The sequence below is a fragment of the Pseudomonas sp. BAY1663 genome (assembly GCF_000582595.1).
Classification (GTDB): domain Bacteria; phylum Pseudomonadota; class Gammaproteobacteria; order Pseudomonadales; family Pseudomonadaceae; genus Stutzerimonas; species Stutzerimonas stutzeri_AF.
The window spans coordinates 65,055-71,952 of the sequence record NZ_AZSV01000014.1 but is presented as its reverse complement, the minus strand read 5'-3'; the positions used below and the strand labels follow the sequence as shown (position 1 = coordinate 71,952).

The following is a 6,898-nucleotide window of genomic DNA, read 5'->3' as shown; positions in this document are numbered from 1 at the left end:
CATGCCCTCGCGCAGCGCGGCGTCGGTGGCCCAGCGTTCGCCGCTCGCCACGCCGGCCAAGGCGCATGCGCCTGGCCGTGATCATGCGCGACGGCGGCCTGCGCCGTGCCGGCGACCATGCTCAGCGCGAACGTGCTGGCGGTTGCGACCATCGTGGCCATCGCCAGGCCCCAGGCCATCGGTTGCAGGTACTGCTTCATGGGCGAATCCTCTTGGCGCGTTTGGCGTGGTGCCGTTGAGCGGCGCGGCGGTCAGCCGGCCTCGGCATTGCGGAACAGGATGTTGTTTTCCAGGTGGATGTGCTGCATCAGGTCGCTGCGCAGCTCCTCGAGCCCGCGGTACAGCGCGCGCCAGGTGTTGCAGGCGTTGGCCGGCGGGGTGATGTCGTCGGTCAGCGCGGCCAGCCGCTCCAGGGCCTCGCCATGCTGCTGGTGCTCGTAGCGCATCACCGAGATCGGCCCTGGGCCTGCGGGAAGCCGATGCCGCGCTGCAGCATGGGGAAGAGGATCTGCTCCTCCTTGAGCATGTGGCTTTCCAGCTCCTGCTGCATGGTCCACAGGTGCTCGGCCAGCCCGTTCGGGCATTCCGGGCGGCTGCCGTGGACGTGCTCGACCCGGTTGGCCAGGCGGATCAGCTCCGGGAACTGGTCGCGGTGGCGCTCATGGAAATTCTCGAGGATGTGTTCGATCAGCTGGTTGGCCGGCGCGCTGCGCCAGTCCGGCGCAGCGTCGCCGTGATCGCTGAGGGCCGCCAGTTCGGCCGCGATGCGCTCGGCATCGAGGCCATGCTGGGCGGCGGCCTCGCGCAGCGGGACATTGCCGCCGCAGCAGAAATCCAGCTTGTACTGGCGCAGCACGCGGGTTGCGCCGGGGATCGAGCAGGCCAGGCTGCCCAGGGTTTGATCGATCGTAGAGGTCATGGCGATGCTTCCAGGGATGGTTGAGCGGTTCGTTGCATGCCCTGTGCCATTGCTAACTTATTGATTTTTAATGTTTATAAAGAGAGGTGTGGTGATAGTGACCCTCAGCGGGTATGGTTTAAAAAACCTTGAGGGTAACTCGTACCATGATGGAAGAAGCGCTGCTCGCCGACCTGATCACCGAACTGCCCAACGCCGTGCGCCTGCAGCGGCTGGTGCAGACTCTGCACCAGCGCTTCCGCTGCGGCGCGGTGGTGCTGCTGCGGCTGGACGACGACAGCCTGCGTCCGCTGGCGGCGGTAGGGCTGGTGCAGGAGGCGCTCGGCCGGCGCTTCGTCGTCGCCCAGCACCCGCGCCTGGCGGCGATCCTTTCCCAGCGCGAGCCGACCTGGTTCGAGCCGGACAGCCGGCTGCCCGACCCCTACGACGGTCTGCTCGACGAGCACGTCGGCGAACCGCTGCCGGTGCATGACTGCATGGGCGTCAGCCTCTTCGTCGAAGGCAAGCTGTGGGGCGCGCTGACCCTGGATGCGCTGCATGCCGGCACCTTCGACGACGACGCCCGGCGCGACCTGCAACGCTACACCCTGGTGATCGAGGCGGCGGTGCGGGTGACCCGCCTGGAACACGAGAACCGCGGCCTGCGCCTGGCGCGCAGCGACGCGCTGGAAACCACGCTGATGCAGGAGGAGGGCGAGATCCTCGGCCAGAGCGAGGCGATCCGCGAACTGCTGCGCGAACTGCAGGTGGTGGCCGATTCCGAACTGCCGGTGCTGCTGCTCGGCGAGACCGGGGTCGGCAAGGAGCTGTTCGCACGCTGGCTGCACCGCCATTCGCGGCGGCGCAACAAGCCGCTGGTGCACGTCAACTGCGCGGCGCTGCCCGAGTCGCTGGCCGAGAGCGAGCTGTTCGGGCACGTCAAGGGCGCCTTCTCCGGCGCCACCACCGACCGCCCCGGGCGCTTCGATGCGGCCAACGGCGGCACGCTGCTGCTCGACGAGGTCGGCGAGCTGCCGCTGACGGTGCAGGCCAAGCTGCTGCGCACCCTGCAGAACGGCGAGATCCAGCGCCTGGGCGCGGACAAGCCGCGGCAGGTCGACGTGCGGATCATCGCCGCGACCAACCGCAACCTGCGCGACAGCGTGCGCGAAGGGCACTTCCGCGCCGACCTCTACCATCGGCTGTCGGTCTACCCGGCGCCGATACCGCCGCTGCGCGAACGCGACAACGACGTGCTGATCCTTGCCGGGCATTTCCTCGAGCTCAACCGCGCGCGCCTGGGGTTGCGCAGCATGCGCCTGTCGCCGGCCGCCGAGCGCGCGTTGCTGGGCTACGCCTGGCCGGGCAACGTTCGCGAACTGGAGCATGTGATCAGCCGTGCGGCGCTGCGCCTGCTCAGCCGGGGTGCCTCGCGCGGCGAGATTCTCACCCTCGAGCCCGAACTGCTGGACCTGGACAGCCGCGCCGCAGGCGTCGAGTCGGCCAGCGTGGTGGAGGCGCCGGCGGCGGCCGACGAGATACTGCCGCTGCGCCAGACGGTGGACGCCAGCCAGCGCCAGGCGATCGTCCGTGCGCTGGAGGCCAGCAACGAGAACTGGGCGCAGGCGGCGCGGTTGCTGGATGTCGACCCGAGCAACCTGCACAAGCTGGCGCGGCGGCTGAAGCTCAAGTAGCGCCTGTCGGCCCGTTGAAGACGCAGTTGGCGGGCGATGGTCTAACCTCAGGTCATCGCTCGAGGAACGCCCAATGGCTCTGGACAACAACCAATTCAACGCCCTGCTCAACGAAGCGCAAGCCTTCGCCGAGCGGGCCGCCAGCGAAAACAACCCACTGCACTACCGCGACGCCTTTCTCGCCAGCCTCAAGGCCATGCGCCTGCTGGGCGAGGAATCCGGCGCCTGGCGCCAGATGGTCGCCCGCGCCACCGAGGAATTCGAGGGGGACGAAGGGATCTGAAGCGGGCGCGCGGGCCATCGCGGCTGGCCGGCAGGCGCGCTGCACTGCTGCCTTTCGTCGCAGCTGCCGCGGCCGTTCAATCTTGACCCTCATCAATGCTGGCCACAGGTCAGCTGCCTAGACTGCCGGCTGTTTTTTCCGTTCAGCCGAACGACCGCCGCGCTGCCTCTGCGCGGCGCGCATGTACCCGAATGTCTAGGAGTTGCCATGCACCTGGTCTGCCCGGCAGGAAGCCTGCCCGCGCTCAAGGCTGCCGTCCAGCAGGGCGCCGACGCCATCTATGTCGGTTTTCGCGACGACACCAATGCCCGCCATTTCGCCGGCCTCAACCTCGATGAGAAGCAGCTCGACAAGGGCTTGCAGCTGATCCGCGAGAAGGGCCGCCAGCTGTACATCGCGGTCAATACCTATGCCCAGCCGCAGGGCTGGGACCGCTGGCGTCGCGCCGTGGACCAGGCGGCCGACCTGGGCGTCGACGCGCTGATCGCCGCCGATCCCGGCGTGCTCGGCTACGCCAGCAAGCGTCATCCCAAGCTCAAGCTGCACCTCTCGGTGCAGGGCTCGGCGACCAATGCCGCGGCCCTCGGCTTCTACCAGGAGCGCTACGGCATCAGCCGCGCGGTATTGCCGCGGGTGCTGTCGCTCAAGCAGGTCAAGCAGGTCGCGGCGAGCAGCCCGGTGCCGATCGAGGTGTTCGCCTTCGGCAGCCTGTGCATCATGGCCGAGGGCCGTTGCCACCTGTCGTCCTATCTCACCGGCGAGTCGCCGAACCTCTGTGGCGTCTGCTCGCCGGCCAAGGCGGTACGCTGGAGCGAGGAGCCGGAAGGGCTGACCTCGCGGCTGAACAACGTGCTGATCGACCGCTACGCCGAGGGCGAGTCGGCCGGTTACCCGACGCTGTGCAAGGGCCGCTTCATGGTCAACGGCCAGCGCTTCCACGCGCTGGAAGAACCCACCAGCCTGAACACCCTGGACCTGATTCCGGAACTGGCCGTCATCGGCGTCACCGCGATGAAGATCGAAGGGCGCCAGCGCAGCCCGGCCTATGTCGAGCAGGTCACCCGGGTCTGGCGCGCGGCGCTGGATGCCTACCTCAACGCACCGCAACGCTACGTGGTGCAACCCGCCTGGCGCGACGTACTGGACGGCCTGTCCGAGGGCTCGCAAACCACCCTGGGTGCTTACCACCGGGCCTGGCAATGAACGAGGAGCCAAGCATGAAACTCTCTCTCGGCCCGGTGCTGTTCTACTGGGACCGCCAGCAGACGCTGGATTTCTACGCGAACATGGCGGAACAGCCGCTGGACGTGATCTACATGGGCGAGACGGTGTGCTCCAAGCGTCGGGCGATGATGCTCGATGACTGGCTGGGCCTGGCCCGCGACCTGGCCGAGGCCTCCTCGGCGCAGCTGGTGCTGTCCGGCCTGACGCTGGTCGAGGCGGCGTCCGAGCTGTCCAGCCTGCGCCGCCTGTGCGACAACGGCGAGCTGCTGGTGGAGGCCAACGACATGGGCGCGGTGCAGCTGCTGGCCGAGCGCAAGCTGCCCTTCGTCGGCGGCCCGGCGCTGAACCTCTACAACGGCCATGCCCTGGCCGAACTGGTGGCCGCCGGGATGATGCGCTGGGTACCGCCGGTGGAAGCCTCCGGTGCGCTGATCAAGAGCGCCCGTGCGCAACTGCACGGGCTGGGCGTCGAGCTGCCGGAAATCGAGATCTTCGCCTACGGCCACCTGCCGCTGGCCTACTCGGCACGCTGCTTCACCGCGCGCGCCGAGAACCGGCCCAAGGACGACTGCCAGTTCTGCTGCCAGAACTACCCCGAGGGCATTCCGCTGCTCAGCCAGGAAGGCGAGGCGCTGTTCACCATCAACGGCATCCAGACCATGTCCGCGTCGGTCAGCAACCTGCTCGCCGACTACCAGGGGCTGGTCGACAGCGGCGCCGACCTGCTGCGCCTGAGCCCGCGCGCCGCCGGCATGGAAGAGGTGATCGGCGCCTTCGACGCGGTGCGCAAGGGCGCGCTGCCGCCGCTGGCGGTGGACGGCTGCAATGGTTATTGGCATGGCCAGCCGGGCATGCTGCGCGCCGAGGAGGCCGGTCTATGCTGAACCCACGTGCCATCTGGTGAATCTCGGCGGGCGGCTGCTGCCGCTGGCGGCGAAGACGCCGTTCCTGCTGCAGCGCCTGGCGCTGGAGCGCAGCCTCAACCAGGTGTTCGCCGAGGCACTGGCCGACGGTGCCTTCGACGTGCTCGACGGCCACTGGATGCGGCTGGAGGTCGCCGACCTCGGCCTGGCCTGGTGCCTGACCTGCGAGCGCGAGAAGCTGCGCGTCGCCGCCCAGGCACCGGTGCAGGTGACCATCCGCGGCAACTGGCGCGAGTTTCTGTTGCTGGCCAGCCGCCAGGAGGATCCGGATACGCTGTTCTTCCGGCGCCGCCTGGTCATCGAGGGCGACACCGAACTGGGGCTGGCGATCAAGAACCTGATCGACAGCCTCGATCCCGATACCCTGCCGGCCTGGCTGTGGAAGCTGTTGCAGGCGCCGGCGAAGAGGTCGCCCGGGCAGGCAAGGCGCAGGCTGCCGGGGCCTAGCGGTCACGCGCCGCCTGTGGCGGCGGCCCGCTCAGCAGACGCGCAGCTGGCGCGGGCGCATGCGATCGCTGGCGATGATGCCCTTCAGGTCCTCGAACAAGGCGTCGGTCTCCGCCTCGCTGCAGTCTTCGCGGTAGCGTTTGCGCAGGCCGTAGCTGCTGAGGGTGATATGCACGTCGGGGGTGACGTTGTGCTGGGCCAGGCAGGCGCGTGCGCAGTGCAGCGGGCAGCCGTCGATGGCGAGGATCGGGCGTCCGGAGTTGGCCTTGTTGACCAGCGCGGCGACGCGCCCGCCGACGCCGGCGATGCAGGACATCTCCGCCAGCCCCGCGCGGTCCAGGCGCACCGCCAGGGTATTGGCGAGCTGGGCGACGTTGGAACAGCCCGAGCAGGAGTAAACCAGGGGGGTGGGCATGGGCTTGCTCATGGTGTTTTTCCTGACGGCTTCGTGACGGCCGTCATTGTCGCGCCCGTGCCGACGGCTGCCTTTGACAGCAATCAAGAACGCTGGGGCAATCCGCCGCAGGCTATTCGTCGTAGGTCGCGAGCTTGCTGTTGTCGAGGATCTCGATGCGCCGGCGCTGCACGGAAATGGTTCCGGCATCGATCAGCCGGTGCAGGATGCGTGAGAAGGTCTCCGGCTGGATGCCCAGCTTCGAGGCGATCAGCCGCTTGGGCACGTCGAGCGTGATCACCCCGCTGTCGTCGTGCTGCGACTGGGCGAGAAAGCGCACCACACGGTGGCTGGCGTTGGCCAGGGTGAGGGTGTCGATCTCGGTCATGCGCTGATGCAGGCGAATGCTCAGGGTCGCGAGGATATCCAGGCAGATGTCCGGCTGCTGTTCGAGCATGCGCCGGTAGTGCGGCCCATTCAGCTCGCCACCAGGCTCGCCTTGAGCGCGGTGGCGCTGACCGGATAGCAGGGCGTGCCCTTGAACAGCAGGGCCTCGGCGAACGATTCGCCGGCGCGCATGACTTCCACCAGCTTCTCCTGGCCGTCGCAGACCACCCGGTGCAGCTTGATCTGGCCGCTGAAGAGGAAATAGAAGCGGTCCGCCTTGTCGCCCTGGTGAAACAGCGAGGCGCCCGTGGGCAGGCGTTTGAGGTTGGCCGTGGCGCACACCTCCTGCATCGCGGCTTCCGGCAGGCGGCTGAACAGGTGATGGCGGCGCAGCTCGGCAACAAGGGACTTTTCGGTGAGCATGATTCCTCCCGGAAGAGCGACCGGGTCTTTGAGGCTGCATCCTAGGAGGCGGCGCCCGGATACTTCCTTGATCGCAGACAAGTCCGCCCGCTGTCGCTGGACGCGGGAGGCTTTCATCGTTTGCCGGAGCAAGCTTGACGGTGGTCAATTCGATATTCGCTCCGGCCGCCTAAAGTCACACCATATTGTGTTTTTCTGATTTGTTCGTAACTACATATGGTGATG

5 protein-coding genes and 4 pseudogenes are annotated in these 6,898 nt (G+C 67.8%); 5 read left to right on the top strand and 4 right to left on the bottom strand.

All coding sequences use genetic code 11. The annotated features are described in order from the left end of the window. A pseudogene (locus BAY1663_RS06700) lies at positions 1 to 200 on the bottom strand (DnrO protein); the annotation flags it as partial. Between the two features lie 51 nt (positions 201 to 251). Further along, positions 252 to 919: pseudogene (ytfE, locus tag BAY1663_RS06695) on the bottom strand (iron-sulfur cluster repair protein YtfE). 146 nt (positions 920 to 1,065) lie between these two features. On the opposite strand from ytfE, the gene norR reads away from it, so the two are divergent. From norR to BAY1663_RS23400, 5 genes and pseudogenes are all read left to right on the top strand, one after another. Further along, the gene (gene norR / locus BAY1663_RS06690; RefSeq protein WP_037038831.1) at positions 1,066 to 2,592 is read left to right on the top strand and encodes a nitric oxide reductase transcriptional regulator NorR; all 1,527 of its coding nucleotides are present in this window, start codon (positions 1,066 to 1,068) and stop codon (positions 2,590 to 2,592) included. Between the two features lie 73 nt (positions 2,593 to 2,665). Then, a complete protein-coding gene (locus BAY1663_RS06685; RefSeq protein WP_037038829.1) occupies positions 2,666 to 2,875 on the top strand; it encodes a hypothetical protein in 210 nt (69 codons plus the stop codon). 207 nt (positions 2,876 to 3,082) lie between these two features. Beyond that, a complete protein-coding gene (locus BAY1663_RS06680) occupies positions 3,083 to 4,078 on the top strand; it encodes a peptidase U32 family protein (RefSeq protein ID WP_037038827.1) in 996 nt (331 codons plus the stop codon). Positions 4,079 to 4,092: 14 nt separating this feature from the next. Next, a complete protein-coding gene (locus BAY1663_RS06675; RefSeq protein ID WP_037038824.1) occupies positions 4,093 to 4,983 on the top strand; it encodes a U32 family peptidase in 891 nt (296 codons plus the stop codon). Beyond that, positions 4,977 to 5,469: pseudogene (locus BAY1663_RS23400) on the top strand (SCP2 domain-containing protein). Before BAY1663_RS06675 ends, BAY1663_RS23400 begins: the two are co-directional and overlap by 7 nt. 31 nt (positions 5,470 to 5,500) lie before the next feature. Here BAY1663_RS23400 and BAY1663_RS06670 read toward each other — a convergent pair. Continuing rightward, positions 5,501 to 5,896, bottom strand: a complete 396-nt coding sequence (locus BAY1663_RS06670) for a putative zinc-binding protein (protein WP_037038822.1) — start codon at positions 5,894 to 5,896, stop codon at positions 5,501 to 5,503. Positions 5,897 to 5,996: 100 nt separating this feature from the next. Continuing rightward, positions 5,997 to 6,673 (bottom strand): annotated as a pseudogene (locus BAY1663_RS06665) (Crp/Fnr family transcriptional regulator). Positions 6,674 to 6,898: the final 225 nt, after the last annotated feature.

Coding starts and splice junctions, on each gene's coding strand:
- BAY1663_RS06680 (WP_037038827.1), top strand. CDS start 3,083: ATGCACCTGGTCTGCCCGGCAGGAAGCCTGCCCGCGCTCAAGGCTGCC.
- norR (WP_037038831.1), top strand. CDS start 1,066: ATGATGGAAGAAGCGCTGCTCGCCGACCTGATCACCGAACTGCCCAAC.
- BAY1663_RS06685 (WP_037038829.1), top strand. CDS start 2,666: ATGGCTCTGGACAACAACCAATTCAACGCCCTGCTCAACGAAGCGCAA.
- BAY1663_RS06675 (WP_037038824.1), top strand. CDS start 4,093: ATGAAACTCTCTCTCGGCCCGGTGCTGTTCTACTGGGACCGCCAGCAG.
- BAY1663_RS06670 (WP_037038822.1), bottom strand. CDS start 5,896: ATGAGCAAGCCCATGCCCACCCCCCTGGTTTACTCCTGCTCGGGCTGT.